We start from the raw sequence: 22,200 nt of genomic DNA, 5'->3' as shown, positions 1-22,200 counted from the left end.
CCGGCGGGTTAATCCCGTGTCCAGCTGCCATTACGGTACTGCTGATATGCATCCAGCTCAAAGCCTTCACGCTGGGCGCCACCATGGTGTTGTGCTTTAGCCTCGGGCTGGCGATAACGCTGGTAACAGTGGGCGTGGGTGCGGCAATCAGCGTGCAGCAGGCGGCCAAACGCTGGAGCGGATTTAACACGCTGGCACGCAAAGCGCCCTATTTTTCCAGCGTGCTCATCGCGATGGTCGGCGTATATATGGGGATTCACGGCTATATGGGGATCGTCGGTTAATATATGGGAGCGCAGCAGCGATAGCCGCTGCGCGTAGAACCAGGCTAGCTTGCGACATTCCCCCACACCAGTTGCCCTTTATGGAAGGTCGCAGTGCGTGGGGAGATTCGCGCGACCGCTTCCGCCGAGCAGGAGGCATCCACCAGCACAAAGCTGGCTTCATCCTGCGCTTTCGGCCAGACGCGCTCACCTTTATCGTTAAGCGGCAGCACATCACCGGTAGCGAGGAACAGCGCCCGCGACAGGTTAAGTTCATTCGGGCGAATATAGAGCTGCGCGTACAAATTCGCCTTTTCCAGCATGTCTCCCAGCCCGTACGGCGACCAGTGGTCAATCACGCTGTCGGTGCCGGTAATCACTTCCACGCCTTTGTCGCGCAGCTGTTTTAGCGGCATGTGCATCGTGCCAATCGGCACCGTCGAGGCAATGGTAATCTGCTGCGCCGCCATGCGGGTTGCCAGTTCATCCACCTGCTGCTCGTTCAGCGTAGACAGCGCAAATGCATGGCTGATGGTCAGTTTTCCCTTCAACTGCGGGGTTTTCTCAACCGTTTCCACCATGTAATTCACCGCCGCCACGCCCGCCGGACTGGTTTCATGCAGATGGATATCCACGCCTTTGTTGTAATCGAGCGCAATCTGGAACATGGTATCGAGTGATTTTTCCATCGCCCCATCCACGCTGGTTGGGTCCAGGCCACCGACATAATGCGCCCCCGCCTGCATCGCTTCACGCATTAACGGTTCAGATTTTGATAACAGCAGACCATGCTGCGGAAACGCCACGATTTCGCAGGCAAAACCCGGCTGGCGACGCGCCAGCACCGCCTGCAGGTTCTCCAGGTTTTTCAGTCCGGAAACCGGTTCGATATTGCAATGACTGCGGGCAATCGAGGTGCCTTTTGATTGCAGCAGATCGATAAGCTTTTCCGCCCGCTCCTGGGTATAAGGCTGGAGTTCAGGCAGCAGCTTTTGCTCCAGGCGGATCATATCCTGAATGGTGGTGCCCGCCGGACGGTTCAGCGAACGCCAGGGACCGCCGTAAAAGGTTTTATCCAGATGGATATGCATGTCGCGCATGGCGGGCAGCATCAGCTTTCCACCCGCATCGTAGTGCGGCAGCGCCGCATCCGGATGCTGCTTATTCTCGCGCAGCGCAACAATTTTCCCGTCCTGGATTTCAACGGTTTGCAGCGCGGTACGGGTATGTACCACCACCGAGTTTTCGTAATCAAACCCCGCTTCCAGCAGGACGTTATCCAGGTAATAGTGCTTATCGTTAATCGTCATTGTGCTCTTCGACCCGCAGGTGTTCCCGACAGGATTAGCAGCATACGTGACCGGAGCCACTGCGCCAAACAGCGCGGCAGCAGTGACCATTTTTCCGCTCTGGCTTAAAAATTCACGGCGGCTGTTACTTTCCTTCATTCGCATCTCCTCTCAGGAATGGACAATATGGGTGCCCGTTTCACCGCGCAGTGCGGCGGGCAGGCATTCCGGCGTGGTGATGATTACCCGCTTACCGCCACGCTCCAGAAACGCCAGGCTGGCAACGATTTTGGGTAACATACTGCCCGGCGGGAAGTGACCTTCCTGCATGTAGCGGGTCATTGTCGCAATATCCACCGTATCCAGCGCCTGCTGGTTGGGTTTGCCGAAGTGAATACACACTTTCTCTACGCCGGTGGTGATCACCAGAATGTCGGCGCGGATCTCCTGCGCCAACAACGCCGTGGAGAGATCTTTATCAATCACCGCATCCACGCTGTGATAATCCCCGTGCTCGCTACGCACCACCGGGATCCCGCCGCCGCCTGCGCCAATCACCACAAAACCTTGCTGAGTCAGCGTTTTGATGGCCTCTGCTTCAACAATACGTTTGGGTTCAGGGGAAGCCACAACCCGTCGGTAGCCGCGCCCCGAATCCTCGACAAAGCGCCAGCCCGGATTGACCCGCAGCAGCTCATCGCGCTGCGCTTCGCTAAAGAACGCCCCGATAGGCTTGGTCGGATTAGCGAAGCCCGGATCGTTTTTGTCGACCTCCACCTGCGTGACCACCGTCACTGCCTTCTGCTCGCCGCGCCGCGCCAGACGGTTATTCAGCGCCTGTTGGATCAGGTAGCCGATACCGCCCTGCGTATCGGCAACGCAGTTTGCCAGCGGGGTAAGCGGCAAACCTTCGCGTTCGTGCGCGATTTCAGCACGCCGGAGATCCAGCCCCACCTGCGGCCCGTTACCGTGTGTCAGCACAATGTTGTAGTCCGATGCCAACATCTCCAGCACCGTGTCCGCCACCGCCTTCACCGCTTCAGCCTGGTGCTCAATCGACTGGCTGGCGTTATCTTTGATAATGCTGTTGCCGCCAATGGCAACGACCACAAGTTCTTTCATCGTATTTTCTTCCGCTTGCAGGCGATTCAGGTTGTTTTCGTCGGTTCCTGCTCAGGCGCAGTAGCCGCTTCACGACTGTCGAGAATATGTTTGACGACAAACATGCCGCTCATCATCAGGTAGGCCACAACAAACATCATCGAGCTGCCCTCAGCAAAGCCAACTGCCGGGGAGTGGATCACGCCAAACAGCGACAGCAGTGCCCCAAAGGCTGCGGCAATCGCCCCGCGTAACGGCTTATTCATAATGGCGAAGATAGCGACACAGCCCCACAGCATGCTGGCCAGCGGCGCGCCGCTTCCCAGATGCACCAGTCCGTCGTAATAGACGCCTTTGCTGTGCAGCAGGTCACTGCCCAGTTTCCCCGCAGATGTTCCGGCGGCGCCCATCACGCTGTTGACGATGGTTAACGCCCAGTTAGCGATCCACGGGAACAGGCAGATGAAGATGACAGGAACCTCGACTTTGGGTGTTTCTCGTACCACCTGGTTGGCGGTCACCACGCCGATAAACACCAGAATCGGCACTATCGCAGTCATCGGAATAATGGCGAGCATAAACGCGCCCAGCCCAAACAGCGGTACCAGGAACATGGTGATGCCTGAAGCGAGGGTATAGCCGATGCTGGCGCCCATCGCTTTCCAGCCCGCATGCCCAACATACACGGTCACCGGGAACGGATTGCCCAGCATGCAGCCGAGCATGGAGGCAAAGCCATTCGCCATCATCACCTTACGGGTGTTGTACTCATCCCCCGCCGCGTGCGCACTTTCAATGTTCTCGAGGTCAAAAATGTAGTTCGCCAGACCCAAAGGAACCGCAGAAGCCAGATACGGCAGCGCGTGCGGCAAACCTTGCAGGAAGCTGTCGACATGGATTTCCGGCGGGTTGAAGCCAAAAGACGACATCGAGGCTTTGATCGCTTCCGGGCTTTGCAAACCGGAGATCCATGCCAGAGCCGTACCGGCAATCAGCAGCAGCAAACCGGTAGGAATACGGGCAAAAATCGGCTTCTTACCGAACCAGTTAATGAAGATCAGCAACAGGACGATGAAAGAGACGGTCGGCGCTTCGAATGCCTGCAGCATCGGGTTCATCGCCAGCAGCAACAGTCCCAGGCCGGACAGACAAGAAAGCAGTACCGTACGTGGGATCATCTTGCGGATGGTTTCGCCCAGGAAGGAGCCGCCGACCAGGATTAACGCTTCTACAAAGCACCATACCAGCGCTATCTGGATAGCAAAGTTGGCATCTTTGGTTTGCTGATAAACCGGCATCAGTACCAGGAAGGTGACGGTAAAGATTGACGGTGCGCTCGGTCCGGACGGCAGCGCCGTCACGTCTTTACGCCCGGTGTGCTTTGCCATCTGCAGGCCAAACCAGGCGTAGCAGACGCTGGCCACCAGCACCGCCAGACCAAAGGCAGGCGCAATGCGACCATAGACAATTTCGGTAGGGATCCCGACGACAAAAATGAGCAGCCCCATCATTGTCAGCAGGTTAGTCAGGTTGTTGGTCATCAGCCCAAAGTAAGCTGCCCAGTCACCACGTTTCCATTCTAGTTTTATGCTGTTCATGGAATATCCTTAACAGGTTAAGCATCGTTTGCGATCGCGAAGATCGCCCAGCCCTGCAGGTAAGCAACGTTTTTCGCTTCGCTACTGTGGGGCTAACCGCGTCAGCCCCGATTGTTGTTATTGGCAGTAGCGGTCGCGCCAGTTGAGGATCGCCTTTTCAAAACAGGCGAACGGCGGGTGGACTATTCCGGCACCGATCATGCCGATCCCCGCGTCTTTGTGCGCAATTGCGGTGTTGATCACCGGCAGAATGCCGGTGCTGCCCACGCGCGTAATATCGATAGCGGTCGGTACGCCCATAAAACCAAGCAGCGGAATGGTGACGTTGGGGTTTTCGCCGAGAGTGATTTCACGCATCTGGCGCGAGAAATCAACGGCCTCTTCGACCGTACCCCCCACCAGCGCCACGATAGCCGGTGCCGTCGCCATGGCGAAACCGCCAATACCGTAGGTTTCGGTAATCGCGCTATCGCCGATATCGCGTCCGGAATCTTCCGGCTTATAGCCCGCAAACATCGGGCCAATCACCTGTTGCGCCGGACCGGTAAACCACTGACCCGGTAAGCCGCTGATGCGCAGACCGAACTCAACGCCGTTACGCGCCATCGTCGTCACCACGGTGCTGTATTCAATACCGTGGGCGGCGTCCATTGCGGCTTTACACATCGCCATCCAGGTCGGCCCGGAGAAGTAATCGCTGCTGAGGACGAATTCGAACACCTCACGCTGCTGCTCAACCGGATAACCGGTCTGAATGATCCACGGCGTCAGTGCCTGAATCAGCAGCGCCGTCCCGGCGTTATTGCGGTTATGACACTCATCGCCCATGTGCAGCGCCTGCGCCAGCATCAGGCGCAAGTCTATTTCTCCCGCCAGCGTCATGGCATCGCGCAGCATTGGGCCCATCACATCACGCATCCAGTTCAGACGATCGATAACGCTTTGATCGTTCGCTCCCATGCGCAGGATCTTCGCCATCTGCTCGCTCATATTGGTATATGCGCGGTTGCCGTAGGTTTTGTTCTCAACGATGTGCATAAACATGGATGCTGACGTCACACCCGCCATCGAGCCAACGCAGTCATGCTCGTGGCACGGAGAGAAGATAATTTCGCCCGAGGCGGCCAGTTCGGCGGCTTCATCCAGATCTTTCGCCAGCCCTTCAAACACCAGCGCACCGGTGACTGCGCCCTTCATTGCGCCGCACATTTTTTCCCAGCGGATTGGCGGTCCAGCGTGCAGGATGGTGTTGCGGGTCATCCCCGGCACGACATTGATTGCCTGGTCATAGCCAATCAGCACCGGATGCGACTGGATAATACGTTCCAGCGCCTGCTGGTTAGCGGCAGCGATTTTGTCTGCCAGCGGCGAATCGGCAATCTCGTCCAGTGCCGCAACCACCTGCATGTTGCCCTGGCCCGGCGGCGTCCAGTCGAGCTGGGTCACGGGAACGTTCTGCTTTTTCAGGTCATCGCTGAACATCGCGATACCGACGTTAATCACATTCAGCGGCTGGTTAAACAGCGTCTGGCTCATCAGGCTTCCTCCCCTTTACAGATAAATTCACGCGCCAGCAATCCGGTGTTGGTGCTACTGCTCGCCCAGATAACACCAGCATCAGTCAGCATCTGACACTGTTTTTCCAGCGATGGCGTATCAAGATCGGTTCCCAGCACATAGCCGAGGATCTCAAGCGGACGACCGTCTGCGGCGGCGATCGCTTTGGCTTCAACGATCGCATCGAGCATTACGCCAACCGGATCTTCATGCGATCCAAAGCCAAGCACAAAGTCCATCACGATCACGCCGACTTCAGGATCGCGCGCTTCCTGCAACAGACGACTAATGCGGTTGGTGGGATCGATCATCGGGTGCGGTTTGCCGTTGGTAAAATCGTCATCACCGAAATCGAGGAAGGTATGCGCCACGCTGCGATTGAGATCTTGCAGGCGGAACGCCGGGTCCGGATGAATGTTGCTGTACACTTCGGCATGTTTTTCCATGGCAGCAAACATCGCCTCATCGCACAACGTGCCACCGCAGAACAAGCCACGGATGTACTTTTGTTGCGGGGTCAGACGGGCGCGAACCTCTTCAATCAGCGGCCAGTTGAGCGGATGCAGATCCAGGCTCTCTTTTTTCACGCCGGTCAGCAGCACCGCTTTCAACGCCGCCTCTTTAGTACCGCGGGCAAACTGCAGGCCTTTTTCATCCGCAGGCGCGGCTTCACGTCCGAGGAAACACACCACCACGGGCTTATGACAGGCGCGTGCACGTTCCAGTACCTTGCGGGCCACCGCAGGTGCAGGCGGTTTGGAGATCAGTGCAATGATTTCGGTTTGCGGATCGGCTTCCAACATGCCAATCGCGTCAAGCATCATCAGGCCGCCAATCTTTTCACTCAGATCGCGTCCACCGGTGCCAATCAGTTGGGAAATCCCGCCGCCAAACTCGTGAATGCGTACGCTCAGTTCCTGGCTACCGGTACCGGACGCACCAATAATTCCGATGTTGCCGCGACGCACCGCGTTGCCAAAACACAACGCCGCGCCGTTAATGATGGCGGTTCCGCAGTCTGGCCCCATCATCAACAGCCCTTTTTCGTGCGCCAGTTGCTTAAGCATCAGCTCGTCTTCAAGAGAGACGTTGTCAGAGAACAACATCACGTTGAGGTTATTTTGTAGCGCCTGACGCGCTTCACGCGCGGCAAACAGGCCATTGACCGAGATCACCGCCAGGTTGCTGTCGGGAACGTGCTTCTTCGCGCTGGCGAGCGTGGCATAGCGCGCTTCGTGCTGGCCACCCTGCTCTTTATGCGTAAACAGATCGTCAATCGCCACCAGCGTTTGCGCGTTTGCTTCGTCGCTCGCGCCTTTAATGACAATCATCAGATCGCCACTTTTCGCCTCTTCCAGTTCAGGCGTGAGCAGGCCGAGATTCTTCAGCACGCCCTTATTCATTTCTGTCGCCATAGCCACGAACGCCTGCTCCACACCATCGAGCTTATTTGCGCGTGTTGAAATAGACATCAGTGAGACCGAATCAAAGTACGTATTCTTTTTAACAACTATCCTGATCGACATAATTTCCTCCGGACCTGTGGCTCAGGGCGCAGGCATCCGCCATGCCGTACAGCATGTCGCAGCCAGAACTTGAGCCGATATTTTTAATATCAGTTATATATTGCGTAGAAACGGGTTGTTGCTCATTAATAATATGGTTCAGCAGTCGTGCGACACTTTCCCGATAGCGCTGATGAAAAGCTTCCTCTAATGTTATTTTGCTGAGTAGCGTCGTATTATTTCCGGCACATTGTAAAACTGCTAAAAAATCTTCACGATATTTTCCCAGCGGGTGTCCTGGAATAAATAAGATGGTACTTAGACCAACTAAATAATCATCCGATGATGGCGTCAGCCCAATCCCCAGACCAATTAAATGGCTGACCGCTGTAGAGATATTTTCTCCAGTACGCAACGCCGTCAGTAATGTTTGTCGGCGGTTGCGTAATTGACGGGTGATTTCCTGAAAAAACGGATTGTCACCCTGATACAGAAATAATGTGTCGTCGTTTCTTAGCTGTTGGCGGATAACCTCTTCCCAATGCTGCCAGCCGACTGCGGCAAGACTTGCTGCATCAGATGTCCACCGTGGTATTCGCCACAGCAGGCAACCGGCGGTTTCTATCCATTTATCATTGCCAACAACTATTCCCGACCCGCTAAAATTGACCAGCTCACCGGGGTGAAACAGGTCTTCACAATGCGTCAGCGCCAGCCGACAGCTGTTAGGCGCGTTATCACAATCTTCACTCAATAACGTCAGCAGCCGCTGCTGTTCAGGTATCAACAGGTTTACCGCGTGGGAAAAAACCTGTTCAACCCGCCCCGTTCCCCGGAAAGCGAGAAACGCGCTGTCTGCGGTTAGCGCCCGTACGCATCGCCGTGATGGCGTGGCGATAGCGGCGCTCCTCTGTCAGGCTCCGGCCGCAATCAGCAGCTCGGCAATTTCGTGGTAACCTTTCTCCCGCGCCAGTTCCAGCGGGGTTTTACCGTATTTATCCGTCATGTGCGGGTTTGCGCCATGGTCGAGCAGCAGCTTAACGATCTCCTGCTGCTTCGCGCCACCGTCATTAAGTACGATGGCTTCCAGGAGCGGCGTCCAGCCAACAAAATTAGTATGGTTGACATTGATATCGGTACGCAGCAGCAGCTCACGCACGATCTCGACATGGCCTTTTTCGCTGGCTGGCGTAATACCGACGCCGCCAAAACGGCTCAGACAATTAAGGTCGGGGTTAGCCGGTAATACCAAACGCAGTAGCGTTAAGTCATTTGTCAGGCAGCTAATCAGGAATGGATTAAAGCAGGTTTGATCTTGCTTATTAATATCAGCACCGGCGGCAATCAATAAAGAAACACAATCGTAATGCTTATTCAGGCTGGCAATAATTATGGCAGTACGGCCCTGACGGTTGGTGGCATTAATATCCACATTTTTTTCCAGACAGGATTTTAATCCTTCGACGTTACCCTGTTCTGCCGCCAGCAGAAATTCAGTAATAAGTTCTTTCTCTGACATAATCACTCTCCTGCAGTTTTTTAGACTCTTCATATTTCCGATAACCTGAGAATAGCAACAGAGTTTAGAGAATAACATCCGCTTAAATTTCATTCATCGTAAGCGTGTCGATTGTTGAATCAAATTTAATAATGAGAGTAAAACGTGCTGTAGTGCAATCTTTCCCTTATGACGGAAGCCGTTTTAGCGATGAATCAGAGCCTGGGGAAATCAGGCGGTATGCAGCACAGATAGCGGGTCGCAACTAAAATACAGAAGTGTGATTGCCTTCAAATCAAATGTAACCCTAGTGTTAAATTCTGTTCAAAACTGATTGCTCTCGATAAGGATTACAAATACATTCAACAATCATCGTATCGTGGACATCGCAGCATGGTCTGAGGGGAGAACGGATGAATTCAATTTTTACCGAGGAAAACCTGCTGGCCTTTACGATGGCAGCGCGCTACAGCAGTTTCAGCAAGGCCGCTGAGGAGCTTGGCTTAACAACGTCGGCCATCAGCTACACCATCAAACGTATGGAGATGGGGCTCGATGTGGTGCTGTTTACTCGCAGTACCCGCAGCATTGAGCTCACCGAGTCCGGTCGCTACTTCTTTCGCAAAGCAACCGACCTGCTGAATGACTTCCACGCCATCAAGCGCAGCATCGATACTATCGCCCAGGGAATTGAAGCGAGGGTACGCATTTGCATTAACCAGCTGTTGTATACCCCACAGCATACTGCACGGCTGTTACAGGTACTCAAAAAGCAGTTTCCGACCTGCCAGATAACCGTCACCACCGAGGTGTATAACGGCGTCTGGGATTCGATCATCAACAACCTCGCCAACATCGCTATCGGCGCGCCCGATACGTTACTGGACGGCGGCGGCATTGATTACACTGAGATTGGCGCGATCCGCTGGTCGTTTGCGATTGCCCCGGATCATCCGCTCGCCTTTATGCCTGAACCCATTTCTGAGAGCCAGCTGCGCCTGTACCCGAACATCATGGTGGAAGACACCGCGCACACCATTAACAAGAAGGTCGGCTGGCTGTTACACGGACAGGAGTCGATTCTGGTTCCTGATTTTAATACCAAGTGTCAGTGCCAGATTCTGGGTGAAGGCATCGGCTTTTTACCAGACTATATGGTACGCGAAGCGATGGAAAAGTCGCTGCTGGTCACGCGGCAGATCCACAACCCGCGTCAGGATTCACGCATGCTGTTGGCAACCCAGCACGCAGCAACCGGTCGCGTAACGCAGTGGATTAAAAAAGAGTTTGGGCCACAAGGGATACTGACGGGGATTTATCAGGATCTGCTGCATCGGCAGTGATGCGCCGGATAGCGGGGATGCGTTCCGGCGCTCGTGTGATAATCAGGCGCGAATATCGTCGTACTCGCGAGTTTTATCGAACTCATGTTTGGCAAACGGACACAGCGGAATAACTTTGCGGTTTTCAGCGCGCATTTTCTCCACCACCTTCGCTACCAGCAGCTTACCCACGCCCTGACCTTTCAGACTGGGGTCGACATCGGTATGCTCAATGATGCTCAGATGCTCGCCCGTCGGCACAAAAACAATCTCGGCGACCTGCTTGCCTTCAGCATCGTTCACATAAAATTTGTTGTGGCCTGCAAGAATTTCCATGGTTCCCTCACTTATTTCTGGCGATACTTCAGTGCACCACTCGGACAGGTATCAATAACCCTGATAACCGTCGCAACATCGACTTCATCCGGGATGATCCACGGTTTACGCTTCAGGTTAAAAAGCTTTGCGCTTCCTCGTACGCAATTACCCGAATGTTGGCACATCCCCGTGTTGAAATAGACATCAATCTTCTCGCCGGTATAGGCCCGGTAACCTGCATCCAGTAGTTCCTTATCCACGACATTGCCTCACATTTTTTTATTGTCTGGGTCTAATCATAGACCGATGCGAGGCTGAAGGAAGCCGCTGAAAGCAGAAATATCACTCAGACCGTCTCTGCCACGACGGCTGCTGCTCTGGTGGCAAATACTCCAGCATCGCAGGCGTCGGTGGCGGCAGACGGTTATCGGCGATATCCCTGTCCACATCGATATGACTTATTTCACCACTTTCATGATGGTGAACCGTCAGCACCCTCGCCTTGTTCAGCTCGGTCACCAGCTCGCGGGTAATGCGTAAACTTTCCGCCAGCTCATGCTCTTCCAGACCCGGTCTGCGACTGCGGCGTTCCACCCGGAAACGAAACTGGTTGTACTTAGCCCAACCAATCAGCACCAGACCATTGACTAGGGCAATAAGAATGTAAAACGTCACCGTATCCAGGGTCGTGAAAAAGGGGCGAACCCCTATATGCGGTGAATGCGCCAGTGCGACGATCAACCCTTTATAAATCAGGTATAAGAACCCAATCCAGGCAATAAGTGTCAACACGACGTCGATCACCCGCGGCAGCAGACGCCGTTCGGTAAAAATCAGCGGTTGGTTCATGATTCAATCCTCCCGATACCGCGATCAGGACTGACCCAGCGTGCCCTGCCGCGTTTGCGTTTGAGCATCACTTTGGGGAACGCCACCAGCGTGGTGAACAGACTCAGCATCCAGTACACCACCGGGAACCAGATGATCCAGAACAATGAGGCCCCAATCCCTTTTTCATAGCGCCGTTCAATCATCAGGCTCACCGCGAACTGCAACAGGCAGACCACGCCGAGGATAAGTCCAGTGAAGGCTGGCGGGAACAGATGCTGAACATACAGCGTGTCTGGCATCGGGAATAGCAGCCCTAACAGGAACAGCACGATACTAACCGCATACGCAAATGCCCAAGCGGTAGAGAAACAGAACTCAAGGAACAGCGGCCACATACGGCGGAATTCCCACGACCACAGGCGGCGCATGTTAACGATAAACACCTCCGCACCACCTTGTGCCCAGCGCAGGCGCTGTTTCCACAGTCCTTTCAATGTTTCAGGCATCAGGATCCAGCACAGCGCGCGCGGCTCAAAGAATACCGACCAGTGGCGTAATTGCAGCTTCCAACTGATGTCGATATCTTCGGTGATCATGTCCGGGCTCCAGTAGCCAACTTCAGCCAACGCCCGGCGACGAAACGCGGCAACGACACCTGAAACGGTAAATATCTGCCCGTAGACTCGCTGGGTACGCTTGATTAAGCCGATAATCGACGAGAACTCACCGACCTGTACGCGGCCAATTAACGTCGAGCGGGTACGAATACGCGGGTTACCGGTCACCGCACCAACGCGCGGGAACTGGATAAGCGGAGCCACGATATAGGCGACGGCATCACGATCCAGTAACGCATCCCCATCAATGCACACCAGGTAATCGCTGCGCGCTGCAGCTGCGCCGGTCTTAAGAGCCAGGGCTTTCCCCTGGTTTTCCGCTAAGTGAATCACTCGCAGGCTTGGGTACTCTGTTGCCAGCTGTTCCAGAACATCGTGCGTGTCATCCGTCGAACCATCATTGATGGCAATAACTTCAATATTCTTATATCGCTGGGCCAGTGCGGCCTCGATCGTTTCGCGCGCGTTGATCCCTTCGTTAAAACACGGGATCAAAATCGAGACCAGCGGATTCCCTTCCAGAGTAGGCGGCGGCGTTTCATCTCCCCATTTCCAGTGACGCTCACGGTAAAACCAGAAATAGACCCCGCCGCTTATCCACAATGCAGACATGAACAAGGGCCAGAAGAAGACAAAGTTCAACATCACTTCACCCGTGAAGACGACAGCCACGCCAAACGGCAGGCTGAACATCAGGCAAAGTATCAGGAAAGCAATTATGCGATCGGTCATTTTTGCGGGTACCAGTATGAGGAGAACGTCGAACGAATCTCTGACATCTCAGGTTTATCGCTGATGAAATCATCCGGGTAATAGCCGTAGTTGCCTGCGCCGCTTAACTTAAGCTGACGCATCCATTCGGCGAGCTGTTTACCGCTGATTTCGGCCTGTTCCCCGGATTTACGCCAGTCGCGTGCCTGCAGTTCAAACACGGTTTTATCCAGCGCGCCGGGCGTCTGTGCGACAGCATTCACCAGTCGATCAAGCCAGGCGTTAGCATCATTGGCCGGGATCTGCTCCATAAATGGCATCGCCATGGGTGCCGTCCAGTCATAGCTATTCAGGAAATCATTCAGGTTTTGCGCAAACCAGGCTTCACTTTCAGGCTCCAGTACCGGCATGGCGTAAATATTGCGCGCAGTTTGCACCTGCGGACCGCGAATATTGCGTACCGATTGCGTCAACTGCTTCGTGAAGTCGATCAGCATCTTACTTTTCAGGCGCGTCCAGCGCTCAAACGCCTGAGGGTTATTACGGATTTGCTCGATGCTTCCCGGAAGTCCTGCGGCACGGTAGGCGGCTAACGCCTCCGGCGACGCATCTTCAAAATCCGTCAGGAAGGCATCGTCATGGAACAAGATGCCTTTGAAGCTGGCGTGCTTCGCCAGGTCTTCGTAGATCTCGGTAATGCGCTGACGCGCTTCACTGCTCCAGGGTGAAAGACGGACATAGTTCTCGCGGTTGATCGCAGTACGTCCGGTTTTCGGATCCCATGCCGTTACACGCGGAATTGAGGCATCCAGATCGAAAGCCAGCACCGGCATCCAGGCGTACACGGTAACCCCTGCACGGGTTTGTAACTGCCAGGAGATATAGTTAAACAGATCGGCGCGCATCGGCAGCCAGCGGTTAGGGAAATAGACCTCGCGAATGTTCCCGTCGCCTTTAGGGTCGGCATACGCCTGCAGGAAGACATGAGAGATACGCATGTCGTAGACACGCTGGATCAGCTTATCGATGTTGCGCTTCTGCTGGGCGGGGTCTTTGTCATAGACGTAATCCAGATCGACATGCATCACGCGCATCGTCTGCGGTTCACGCACCTGAGCAACCTGACTGGCAAAACGCTTGAGCGATGGGTTATCAGAAATCAGTACACGCGGGATATCATCAAGGAATGCCGCATTCGCCAGCCCTTCATTAAGCGTAAACGCCATCTTATAACCTTGCTCTTTGGCCAGGTTTAAGGTCGTACCGCTGGCGGCACCGTAAGGCCATACCCACGCACGTGGCGATTTCCCCGTTACCGCTTTAATTTTATTGGTGATCAAAGAGATATCGGTATTAATACGGCGATAGTATTGCTCGTCCGTTTCGTAAGTGCCGGTTTTCTTATCGTAGAGACGGTTTGCCACTGCAGGTTCTTTACTTCCCTGCGGGTTCGCCTCAGCACCGAAATGCGAGTTCCAGGTATGCGCGCCGATTTCCACCAACGGCGATTTGCCCATTTCCTCGACCATCTTCCAGGTGGCGAATTTGTCGCGCGCCGTCATCAGGCCACCAAAATCGACTTTTTTGTCCGCAGGGGCATCCACCCAGCTTCCAACCGGTGCCCAAAGGGCTGGCCAGTTGTAAGCTTTCAGCAGCGGCCAGACGCGGGTATAGAAACTGCTATACCCGTCATCAAAGGTGAGCAGAACCGCTTTTTCCGGCAGCACGATTTTACCGTCATGAGCATCCAGAATTTGCTGAACGCTGATCGGGTTATAGCCATTATCACGGAGCCAGGCTATTTGATCGCTCAGCGCGCTGGTACGCACAGAGAGGTAGCGCTGATCGGCTGCATCATCCTCTACATCGTGATAACCCAGAACCAAAAAACTATTTTTCGGCCACGGGTGATCGGCCGTCAGCGGCGTTCTCTCATCAGGAGGAACGTAGCGAGGCGTCGTATTGTGCGCACTGCTGCACGCGGTAATCATCAACCAGCCAGCGATGAGTGCGCTAAGCCATAGGCATCTTTTCAGCATGAACAATCCTTAAAACCTGACATTCAAATCGAAAGCGAGGGAGATATTCCGCTCACGTTTACCGTCGTAGGGGCGTTTATCCCACACCAGCATCACCCCGCCATCTACGACGTTGTTCCATTTAAGCCGTTGACCGTAACCCAACTGGACGATAGCCCCTGCGTCTTCACCTTGTTGCCAGTAGCCGCCCACACCAGCCACTCCCTGCTGTGTCCACACGGTGTCATAGTGTCGGTAAAGCACCTGCTCCGCGGTCAAGCCGGGAACTACGGAGAAATCACTTTTGGGGTTGTAATACGGCACATTCTCTTTGGTGTTGGTGCTACCGCCGATACCCGGGGTAAAGTCCAGCGTGAAGCGCGGTGTCGTCCACATGCGCTCTTTTCCGCTAAGCCCGTATTCGAGACGATCGTTACCATCCGAGAAATGTGAGGCCGCAAACGACAATTGATACTCTCGCCGTTCGTTTTGGTACCAGCGGACATACATGTCGCCGCCGTTTGCATATACGCCGCTACGCAGTGCACGCAGTGGCGTATTGCGGGAAAGACGCTCTGCTGACCCACCCACACGCCAGTTATCATTGAAGTCATGCCAGGCGGAAAGACGGCCCCCCATTTTCTGCCCGTCGCCATAATTACGGCCAGACAGTTCCATTTCGGCCCAGTAATCACGTGAAGTCCATTCAGCACCAGCCGCCAGATCGCGGCTGATGCCCTTTCCTTCTTCAAACTCGCCGGTGGCAAAGTTGAAACCGGTAAACAGTCGCCAGTTGTCATTAATCGGCGGGCTGTAAATCGCTGTATTGATGTTGAAGTCATTCTTACCGCTGACCGGACTATCGGAGGAGATCCCCTGCGTACCGCTGATACGCACTTCCGACATTTTGTGCACATCACGGATCCGTGCCAGGCGCAGCGTCGCTTCGTCATCCGGGCTACGGGCGATGACATCATCGGTCAGCTCATCGGCCTGTTTCCACTCCTGAAGATCCAGCGCCACATAAGCCTGCTGACGCTCCAGCTCCAGGTTGCTGGGCTCGATCACTTCCGCAAGCTTTAACTCTTTTTCCGCCGCATGTGGCAATCCACGGGCTTCCAAAACGGAAGCATAGGTTATGCGCAACCCCTGGTTACCGGACCCCGTTCGTGCCAGATGTTCTGAGAGTTTTTCTGCCTCTGGCAGTTCATTGGCAGCAAGATGATATTGCGTCAGCAGCGTCTGCCCGAGCAGCCAGTTATCGTTAGGCTGTGGCGTTGGCGAGCCGTAGATACGACGCAGATACGGGCTCTCTTTGATCAAGTCATCAACTTGTTTTTTAGCGGCATCAAAGTTTTCATTATCAATATGCGCATAGAACAGATCCTGTTGATCTTCAGGACTGAGCGGCGTAACAGGGATAGGTCCGTTCGGATAATAGATGCTCGCCAGCATTGCTTCGGTCTTTTCCGGCTGACGTTCGCTGAGCCACGCCGAAGCCACCCAACGTTTGGCATAGTTGGGCACTTCACCGTCCGCGGAAAGGGATTCGTACTCCTGAATCACGTCGGCAGTGCGCTTACGCACCAGCAGGGCCCCCATGCGGTCAATCCTCGCCCGACGCACATCCCCCTGAGCTGCGGGTTCATCTTTCCAGGCTGCCAGCAACTGGTCATAGCGGGCAAGCGCTTTATCCGCCACGATAAAACGCTCATCTTCATTTCGTGCAGAGGTATAAGAAGCGCGCACCTTTTCGGCTGCAGCATCAAGCGCCAGACGCCGCTTAACGGGGTCAGATGTCGGAACCACTTCCGTCAGTCCCAACGCCGGTTCAGCAACACGGTTGGCTGACAGCGCTGACAACAGCGTGGATTTCGCATTTTTGTTACCCGGATCAACTTCATCCGCCTGGCTGGCGACTAACAGCGCATCCCAGTTTTTACCCTGTGAATGATACACATAGGCAAGCAGTGCATCAGAGTCAGCCCCCGGATGCGCGCGTGCCCATTTATTCGCTTCAGTCAGGGCCTGCTGATTGTAACGTGCATCCGCCAGCGTCATGATCCAGCCAGTACGCACATCGGCGTTCTCAGGCTCTTCCTGTACAACGCTCTCCCAGAGCGCTAATGATTCATTCCAGCTCTTCTGATTGCGATACGCACGTGCAGCGGCCACTTTGCCGCGTGCGGGCACTTCCATCTGTCCACGATACCTTTGCCAGATATCAATGGTTGCTTTATCGTTGTTATCAACCCAACTGGATACTTGCAGCCAGTCAGCCACCTGATTTGGCGTTAACGCACTTTTCTTTCCCTGCTCCTCAAGGTAGCGCAATAACGGTGTGCTATTACCACCTCGCGCTTCAATAATCAACGCATCGTAATCTGATACTGCTGCAGAGGCTTGCATTGGGAAAAGAACGCTTGCCGTAAATAAACAGGTTACTGACTTGAAGCGTTTAATAAAGTTGGCATGTCGACGCATACTGAACATATCTGCCCTTATATCTTACATCATAGTAAAAATAAGCGTTTTCAATAAGTTATAGTCATTCCATGACGGTTGCCGACCATGTAAAGTGCACTGCCGCTTATTTCGTAATATGGCTAAAAATCATTTAATTCTTTCGTCTTATTGACTCCCTATGACTCGTCCACTCGTCGTTGAGAGGCTGGCGAAAGCTCAGGAATTTTATCACTCAGTGTGGGGTCTTGCTATGTTATAAGAAAACTCTTAGGCAAAAAAAGTATTTTAAACCAAATTATCCTAATACTCTTGGGATCGAATACTGGATTTAGATTAAGTTTCCGTGACGAAACCACGTAGTGATGATAACTATTATCAGCAAATATAGAAACACCAGGTAACTGTTTGCCTGATAAGCATTTTGAAAATTGACAGGGAAAACCTGATAATTAACAGTAACTGATAACACTATAAATAACATCAGTTAATTTTAAACGGCTAAGTTTCAGGGTTAAATCGGCAACATAACACCAGGCAAAAAGAATTAGATAAAGATATAACAAAATGAAATTAAAGGGCTTTATGAGCAGTATGTTTATCACCTACCAAAAATGGCATTGTGGAATACCTCAATGAACTACCACAGGCAATTGTTAATTCCACTACGCCCAAGTGTATTTATCATTCCGTAAAACTGTACTTATCTATTTGTTAAATTATTGGCGATATCAACGACAATCAATTTTACCCTTACAAAATACAAGCCTAATACTATTGAATGATGTCCATTGAGCCATAAGCTTTTACGCTTACCCTTTCCGCATTCTTTCAGGTAATCTGGCAAAAGATGCCAACGGGAACTGGTCAATGAAAATCGTTAACGCAGAAGAAAAGCACATCCCCGCTATCCATACTATCTACGCACATCATGTTCTTCACGGGACGGCCAGTTTTGAGACTAACCCGCCAGATTCTCACGAAATGCTTGTTCGCCTGACTAAGATCCGCGAGCTGGGGTTGCCGTGGGTTGTGGCCCTGCAGGACGAAAAAGTCATCGGCTACTGTTATCTCACTCGCTACCGTGAACGCTATGCCTATCGTTATACGCTCGAAGACTCGATTTATATTGATCCGACAGCACAACGTCAGGGCGCGGGCAAAGCGCTACTACACCATGTCATTACATGGGCAGAAACACACGGCTACCGACAGATGATTGCCATCGTCGGCGACAGCAATAATCAGGGATCGCTGAAAGTCCACCAGCAGGTCGGATTTATGGAGGTCGGCACGCTAAAGAATATTGGCTTCAAGCATGGTCGCTGGCTCGATACCGTATTGCTACAACGTAATCTGGGTGAAGGTAACAGCACACTGCCGCCCAACGCTGGCGCGATACTCTGAGGGAAAACGGAGGGGCCCCCCTTAATACTTATTTCAGTCGTTTGCCTGCTTTATCTACCTGCTACTCGCCATCTTCCTTTACGAAAATGCCTTTTTGCGCACAACAACACGATACCCAGAGGGGTTTCATCAGATAGATTTCTGTGGTGCAGGACTGGCAAGATGGAATGATAAGGTAGATGATTGTTACGCTTGAACATGTCAGTATAAACGATTAGAAAATAAAGCTAACCGACTAATTTTATTAGCTAAGCCACATTAAGGAATATGGGATGTTAAATGCCATTCTGGAAGGTAAAGCAGGAAGAATAACGCTAAATGAAGGGATGCGACAAAGCTGGCGAACTGTTTTTCAGTCCTATGAAGATCTACTCACAGCTGCAATCTGGAGCCGGGTTAACTATTTATCACCTGCTGCAATGAGTCATTTCTTTTCTGCATTGACAGGGAAATCCAGGGATGATTGGGGAGCTTATGAAGCTATCGCTTTCTGGCCAAAATTCGCTTTTCCCGATTCCATTGATGAAAAAATGCAGCCATACACATCTGGTCTGGAACAATTTTCTGAACCGGATGTGGTCATCACTTTCGAACATGCGGCACTGATTGTCGAGGTAAAACCACCTGCTGGAGGGATGCAATATCAACAGCAATGGCGAAAAGAACTTTATACTTATTTACACGATGATGACGCCAAACCTGTTGTCCATTTTTTAGCTCTGGGCAACTTGCCCGCCGCCGCAAAAACCTGGTTTCACGAATTAGCGACAGAGTTTCCCCAGGTTGAATTTCATGGACTGGAATGGCGTAGACTCAGAGAAATTTTCCAGCATTCAGAATGGAATGCTCCTCAGGATAAGCGCATCGTTGCTGATTGCCTGAAAGCCCTTGCTCTGTACGGCATCCGCGAACCACTGCTTCCCTGGCACAGATTTAGTCAATTTCTGACAGAGAATCCCCTCTCCGGCGATTTATCACTTATTAAGGAACAATAATGACACATGATCCCTTTGCTCAGGTTCGTCAGGCTCACCGCATCTGCGGGGCGTATTACCAGCAAATTCTGCCAATGATCAATGAGGTTGCGCAGAAAATAGAAACCTCTTTTCTCCTCTGGGATACATGGAGTTTCAATAAACCTCCTCGTCGCGGCGTGAATCCACTGGAGAGTTGGAAATGGGACTACCTGCCAATGATGGATGTATCATTCGTCTTTGGCAAACAAAAGCAGCCTTCTTTACCGATGTTGATGACCGACTATGTGATTGATTTTAAATTGGTTACTGACAGCGAATTAGAATATCACCAGCGCACATCACAGTACCCAAAAGATGAAGAACCACTGGCAACCCGACTGAAAACACCCGCCGACAAATCCCAAAGTTATCTGAATATTTATCTCTTCTCAGCAGCAAACAATGACACACCATATTCCTCTCCAGAAGAGATGTGGGACAGCTACGAGGGCTATCCTGATACCCATTCCAAAGTACAATTTTCTGACAATAACCAAATTCGCGGTATCGGATTTTCAGTGCCGCTGATAGATATCGCGAACGACAATGGAGTGAATCTACTGGTGGAAAAAATTTTGGAACATAGAGAATATCTCATGCAAGGATAACCTGTTATCGCAGGATAACTTAATTTTTATAAGTGTTATCAGAGATTGAGCGGGTAATATTAAATCCAATATATCCTTATAATTCCAAAGTGATGCAGGGGGATTATTCAATAGAGAATAGTCCCCCTGCATCTCCCTATCGTTCTATAAATGGGACACTGCTTCCCACTTTTCAATCTGGACGGGTTATAACACATGAATTATAAATGCATCTGTTTTTTATCTCTGAGGTTACACCATGAACAAGAACATATTGATCGCAATATGCGCATTAGGTTTTGTGAATATTGCGCATGCCGAAGTATATAAATTGGATAGTACGCATACGAATGCGACATTTAATATCGACCATTTTCAGACGTCAACCAACCATGGTGGCTTTTACTCCATCAGCGGAGAAGTGAAATATCTTCCAGAGAAACAGCAAGGTGAAATGCAGGTAACCATTCCTGTTAAGTCTCTAAATACCGGTCTGGAAGCATTTGATAAACATATCCGTAGCAGCGATATACTCGATGCAGAAAAATATCCGAATATTGTATTCAAATCAACAAAATGGAACTTCTCTGAGGGCAAACCCGCCTCTATTGAAGGGATGTTGACGATGAAGGGTGTTACTAAACCTGTCACGTTAACGACGACCAAATTCGGCTGCTATATGAGTCCGGTTTTCAACGCTCAGGTCTGCGGTGGCGATTTCTCTGCAAAAATTGATCGTACTCTATGGGGTGTTGATTATCTCGTCAACATAGGAATGAGCAAAACAGTTGATATTAGTATTCAGGCTGAAGCAATACGCCAATAACAAGGAAGTAAGAGTGAAAGTGAATAAAACAGTTCTGGCCATAGCCTCTATGGCTATGATGATTTCATCGGGTATGGCGCAAGCCGAAGCATATAAAGCCAGCACCGAAGAGCACCCCATTAAAATGGTCAACATTGACGCTCTTGAAGATCAAGTAAAAGCCAGAATGGAAAAGGGAGCATTTGGTTATATTCGTGGAGGCGCGGAAGATGAAAATAATCTGCGCAGCAATACCGAGAGCTTTGATAAGAAATTTATCGTTCCTCGAGTATTGCAAGGTATTGAATTAAAAAATATCAATCTTTCAACCAGCTTGCTGGGCATTCCGCTAAAAACCCCCATAATCCAGGCGCCAATGGCAGCCCAGGGTCTGGCGCACGAAGCCGGTGAACTTGCCACAGCCCGAGGAATGGCCCAGGTAGGTTCAATATTCTCTTTAAGCACCTACGGAAATAAAACCATTGAAGACGTTTCCAGGGCATCAGAGGGAAATCCGTTTTTCTTCCAGCTCTATATGAGTAAAAACAATAAATTTAACGAATTTATACTGAGTGAAGCAGTTAAGCATGGTGCAAAAGCGATCATTCTGACAGTCGATTCACCTGTTGGTGGATATCGTGAAGACGATATAAAAAATAATTTCCAGTTCCCTCTCGGTTTTGCAAATCTTGAGATGTTTGCGAAGCAGAGTGATGACGGTTCAAAAACAGGCAAAGGTTCTGGTATCAGCGAAATTTACGCACAAGCCAAACAAGCCTTCACACCAGAAGATATTAAATACGTTCACCAAATCTCCGGTTTGCCGGTCATTGTGAAAGGAATTCAATCGCCGGAAGATGCAGAGATTGCTATTAAGGCCGGAGCTGCAGCTATCTGGGTTTCTAACCACGGGGGAAGGCAACTCGATAGTGGGCCATCCTCATTTGATGTATTGCCCTCTATCGCAAAAGTGGTAAATAAACGCGTACCCATTATTTTTGATAGTGGTGTACGTCGTGGCTCACATGTATTTAAAGCTATCGCTAGTGGCGCTGATATCGTGGCTATTGGGCGTCCTGTCCTGTACGGTCTAAACCTTGGCGGGGCTCAGGGTGTTGCTTCTGTTGTCGAGCAACTCAACAAAGAATTAGTCATCAATATGATGCTCGGTGGAACCAAAGATATCGAGCAGGTGAAAAAAAACAAATTGTTGACCTTACGTGATCTGGAAGAATAAGAGCATACTTTGGGTTAACGGTGTGGAATATTAACCCCTCTACTCCACTCACCAGAG

19 protein-coding genes and 1 pseudogene are annotated in these 22,200 nt (G+C 51.8%); 7 read left to right on the top strand and 13 right to left on the bottom strand.

From position 1 onward, the window contains the following. A pseudogene (locus FDX03_RS23420) lies at positions 1 to 284 on the top strand (nickel/cobalt efflux protein RcnA); the annotation flags it as partial. A 44-nt stretch (positions 285 to 328) separates the two neighbouring features. Here the strand turns inward: FDX03_RS23420 and FDX03_RS14520 are convergent. The 7 genes from FDX03_RS14520 to FDX03_RS14490 all read right to left on the bottom strand — a co-directional run bounded on the left by FDX03_RS14520 (position 329) and on the right by FDX03_RS14490 (position 8,832). After that, on the bottom strand, positions 329 to 1,711 hold the full coding sequence (locus tag FDX03_RS14520; RefSeq protein ID WP_137346110.1) for an amidohydrolase family protein: 1,383 nt from the start codon (positions 1,709 to 1,711) through the stop codon (positions 329 to 331). A 12-nt stretch (positions 1,712 to 1,723) separates the two neighbouring features. Further along, the gene (locus FDX03_RS14515; protein ID WP_116361180.1) at positions 1,724 to 2,674 is read right to left on the bottom strand and encodes a carbamate kinase family protein; all 951 of its coding nucleotides are present in this window, start codon (positions 2,672 to 2,674) and stop codon (positions 1,724 to 1,726) included. A 26-nt stretch (positions 2,675 to 2,700) separates the two neighbouring features. After that, entirely contained in the window at positions 2,701 to 4,251 is a 1,551-nt protein-coding gene (locus tag FDX03_RS14510) for a xanthine permease (RefSeq protein WP_105242191.1), read from the bottom strand. A gap of 117 nt (positions 4,252 to 4,368) precedes the next feature. Next, positions 4,369 to 5,787, bottom strand: a complete 1,419-nt coding sequence (locus FDX03_RS14505; RefSeq protein ID WP_137346109.1) for a DUF1116 domain-containing protein — start codon at positions 5,785 to 5,787, stop codon at positions 4,369 to 4,371. Further along, positions 5,787 to 7,334, bottom strand: coding sequence for an acyl-CoA synthetase FdrA (gene fdrA, locus FDX03_RS14500; protein ID WP_115642926.1), 1,548 nt, complete (start codon positions 7,332 to 7,334; stop codon positions 5,787 to 5,789). Before fdrA ends, FDX03_RS14505 begins: the two co-directional genes overlap by 1 nt. Beyond that, positions 7,312 to 8,100 (bottom strand): DUF2877 domain-containing protein, encoded by a 789-nt coding sequence (locus tag FDX03_RS14495; protein ID WP_137346108.1) that lies wholly within the window; start codon positions 8,098 to 8,100, stop codon positions 7,312 to 7,314. Before FDX03_RS14495 ends, fdrA begins: the two co-directional genes overlap by 23 nt. A 126-nt stretch (positions 8,101 to 8,226) precedes the next feature. Next, a complete protein-coding gene (locus tag FDX03_RS14490; RefSeq protein ID WP_137346107.1) occupies positions 8,227 to 8,832 on the bottom strand; it encodes an ankyrin repeat domain-containing protein in 606 nt (201 codons plus the stop codon). Positions 8,833 to 9,224: 392 nt separating this feature from the next. On the opposite strand from FDX03_RS14490, the gene FDX03_RS14485 reads away from it, so the two are divergent. Beyond that, positions 9,225 to 10,154, top strand: coding sequence for a LysR substrate-binding domain-containing protein (locus tag FDX03_RS14485; RefSeq protein WP_137346106.1), 930 nt, complete (start codon positions 9,225 to 9,227; stop codon positions 10,152 to 10,154). A 42-nt stretch (positions 10,155 to 10,196) separates the two neighbouring features. Here the strand turns inward: FDX03_RS14485 and FDX03_RS14480 are convergent, their stop codons facing one another. The 6 genes from FDX03_RS14480 to pgaA form a co-directional block, all read right to left on the bottom strand. Further along, entirely contained in the window at positions 10,197 to 10,469 is a 273-nt protein-coding gene (locus tag FDX03_RS14480) for a GNAT family N-acetyltransferase (RefSeq protein ID WP_101741591.1), read from the bottom strand. Between the two features lie 11 nt (positions 10,470 to 10,480). Then, positions 10,481 to 10,711 carry a 4Fe-4S mono-cluster protein YjdI gene (gene yjdI / locus FDX03_RS14475; protein WP_005123368.1) on the bottom strand — a complete coding sequence of 77 codons (231 nt, stop codon included), beginning with the start codon at positions 10,709 to 10,711 and terminating at the stop codon, positions 10,481 to 10,483. 82 nt (positions 10,712 to 10,793) lie between these two features. Continuing rightward, positions 10,794 to 11,300 carry a poly-beta-1,6-N-acetyl-D-glucosamine biosynthesis protein PgaD gene (pgaD, locus tag FDX03_RS14470; protein ID WP_048213134.1) on the bottom strand — a complete coding sequence of 169 codons (507 nt, stop codon included), beginning with the start codon at positions 11,298 to 11,300 and terminating at the stop codon, positions 10,794 to 10,796. Beyond that, entirely contained in the window at positions 11,297 to 12,631 is a 1,335-nt protein-coding gene (pgaC, locus tag FDX03_RS14465) for a poly-beta-1,6-N-acetyl-D-glucosamine synthase (RefSeq protein ID WP_040232145.1), read from the bottom strand. The genes pgaD and pgaC overlap by 4 nt, the downstream gene beginning before the upstream one ends. Further along, on the bottom strand, positions 12,628 to 14,649 hold the full coding sequence (gene pgaB, locus FDX03_RS14460) for a poly-beta-1,6-N-acetyl-D-glucosamine N-deacetylase PgaB (RefSeq protein ID WP_137346105.1): 2,022 nt from the start codon (positions 14,647 to 14,649) through the stop codon (positions 12,628 to 12,630). Before pgaB ends, pgaC begins: the two co-directional genes overlap by 4 nt. Positions 14,650 to 14,658: 9 nt before the next feature. Continuing rightward, positions 14,659 to 17,121, bottom strand: a complete 2,463-nt coding sequence (gene pgaA / locus FDX03_RS14455; protein ID WP_048213136.1) for a poly-beta-1,6 N-acetyl-D-glucosamine export porin PgaA — start codon at positions 17,119 to 17,121, stop codon at positions 14,659 to 14,661. 840 nt (positions 17,122 to 17,961) lie between these two features. On the opposite strand from pgaA, the gene FDX03_RS14450 reads away from it, so the two are divergent. The 5 genes from FDX03_RS14450 to FDX03_RS14430 all read left to right on the top strand — a co-directional run bounded on the left by FDX03_RS14450 (position 17,962) and on the right by FDX03_RS14430 (position 22,143). Further along, on the top strand, positions 17,962 to 18,498 hold the full coding sequence (locus FDX03_RS14450) for a GNAT family N-acetyltransferase (RefSeq protein WP_137346104.1): 537 nt from the start codon (positions 17,962 to 17,964) through the stop codon (positions 18,496 to 18,498). Between the two features lie 272 nt (positions 18,499 to 18,770). Continuing rightward, entirely contained in the window at positions 18,771 to 19,493 is a 723-nt protein-coding gene (locus tag FDX03_RS14445; RefSeq protein WP_048213138.1) for a hypothetical protein, read from the top strand. Further along, positions 19,493 to 20,122: a hypothetical protein gene (locus FDX03_RS14440; protein WP_115601511.1), complete on the top strand. Its 630-nt coding sequence runs from the start codon at positions 19,493 to 19,495 to the stop codon at positions 20,120 to 20,122. Before FDX03_RS14445 ends, FDX03_RS14440 begins: the two co-directional genes overlap by 1 nt. Positions 20,123 to 20,360: 238 nt before the next feature. Then, positions 20,361 to 20,927 (top strand): YceI family protein, encoded by a 567-nt coding sequence (locus tag FDX03_RS14435; protein ID WP_137346103.1) that lies wholly within the window; start codon positions 20,361 to 20,363, stop codon positions 20,925 to 20,927. 49 nt (positions 20,928 to 20,976) lie between these two features. Further along, a complete protein-coding gene (locus tag FDX03_RS14430) occupies positions 20,977 to 22,143 on the top strand; it encodes a lactate oxidase (protein ID WP_124020926.1) in 1,167 nt (388 codons plus the stop codon). Positions 22,144 to 22,200: the final 57 nt, after the last annotated feature.

Source organism: Citrobacter sp. wls827 (assembly GCF_005280875.1).
Lineage (GTDB): Bacteria > Pseudomonadota > Gammaproteobacteria > Enterobacterales > Enterobacteriaceae > Citrobacter > Citrobacter youngae.
This window is presented reverse-complemented; position numbering and strand designations above follow the sequence as displayed.